Here is a 1,650-nt window from a genome sequence, read left to right as displayed (position 1 = left end):
TCGGTGCTGGGGGAGCTGCTGAAGGCCTGCGCGGGCACCATCGCCGATGTCGGGTATGGCTGGAAGGTGCAGGTCGGCGCCCCGGCGCTGCCGGTCTACAGCTTTACCGATGACGATATCATCGTCTCGAAGCCGCAGGATTACGACCCGTTTCCGGGGCTGGAGGAGACCTTTAACGCGGTCACCGCGCAATATCCCGACCCCGAAAGCCTCTGGGAAAGCAAGGAGGCGCCGCCGCGCACCAATGCCGCCTGGGAGGCCGCCGATGCCTTCGGCCGCCGCACCGCCGATCTGACGCTGCCCGCCGTGCCATACAAGCGACAGGTGCAGCGCCTGATGCGGGCATGGATCGAGGACGAGCGCCGCTTCCGCCGCCACAGCCTGACCCTGCCGCCCGATGCCTCGGCGCTGGAACTCCTCGACACCGCCGACTGGTCGAGCGCCCGCAACGGCTATGTCAGCAAGGACTTCTCGATCAGCGAGGTGGTCGAGGATCTGCGCACCGGCCTGAAGAAGGTCTCGATCCGCGAGCGTGATCCGGCGGATTACGACTGGAGCGCGGAATTTGAACTGCCCGACACCCCCGCCACGCCGGGCACCACGATCCCGGTCCAGCCAGTGTCAGGATTTGCCGTCAGCGCCATCGTCCTGAAGGATGCCGGAGGCGCCGGTCGGCGCGTGGCGCTGCAGCTCGGCTGGGACAGTGATCTGGATGCGCGGGGCCTGCGCTGGCGCCTCCGGCTCGCGGGCACCACCGCCATCATCCTGCGCGGCGATACGCAGGATCTGGCCGAGGGCGGCACGGTGATCAGCGCGGGCCTCTTGCCCGCCACCGCCTATGAGGTCAGCGCCCGGCTGATCTCGGGCCGCAAGACCGCCTGGACCGGCTGGTTCGGCGCCACCACCGCCAGCCTCAAACTCGGCCCCGCCGATCTCGACTGGTCGCAGCTGGAGACGGAAATCCTCGGCCAGGTCGATGCGCTCCAGCAATGGGTCGATGGCGAGGTCGAGGCGCTTGTCGGGTTGATCGGCGACGAAGCGCAGGCCCGGGGCGATGCGGTGCAGGCGCTGGGAGACCAGATTGCCGGGGTGGCGGATGGCATTGCGGCCGAGGCCGAGGCGCGCGGCAATGCCATACAGACGCTGGCCGATGGTCTGGCGGATATCGCACAGGATATCTCGGACGAGGTGGCCCGCCGTGCCGACAATGTCCGCACGCTTGCCAGGAACTACCGGCGGGTGACGCGCAGCATGGATGAGCTGCGCGACTGGGTGGGCGATCTTGATTACCGGCGCTACCGCGAGAAGGAGCAGCTGCGCACCGATCTCTCGAAGTCCTTGCGCGAATTCCGGGCGACATTCGAGGAGACCATCACCGTTGCGGCCTCCGAACGGGCGGCGATCACACAGCGCGTGACTTCGCTCGAGGCCGACAGCCTCGACACAAGGGCGCAGATCCTTGCAGTGGATACCGCGCGGGTGAATGGCGAGGAGGCGCTCGCCCAGTCCATCGCTGGCCTGTCGGTCGGCACGGTGAACCAGTTCGATCATGTGAAGATCTGGTATTACGACGACGATGCCGAGGGCTGGACCGGATCACCGGCCGCCCCGACCGTGGCAGAGGGCTATATGCGCCCCGCCGATGGCGCA

1 pseudogene is annotated in these 1,650 nt (G+C 67.7%); it reads left to right on the top strand.

What is annotated here, in order from left to right:
* Positions 1-1,650: pseudogene (locus IE126_RS24970) on the top strand (phage tail protein); the annotation flags it as partial.

Source organism: Gemmobacter nanjingensis (genome assembly GCF_014652195.1).
Lineage (GTDB): Bacteria > Pseudomonadota > Alphaproteobacteria > Rhodobacterales > Rhodobacteraceae > Gemmobacter > Gemmobacter caeni.
Note: the sequence above shows the minus strand (reverse complement) of the source record. Positions and strands in the feature narration are given on the sequence as shown.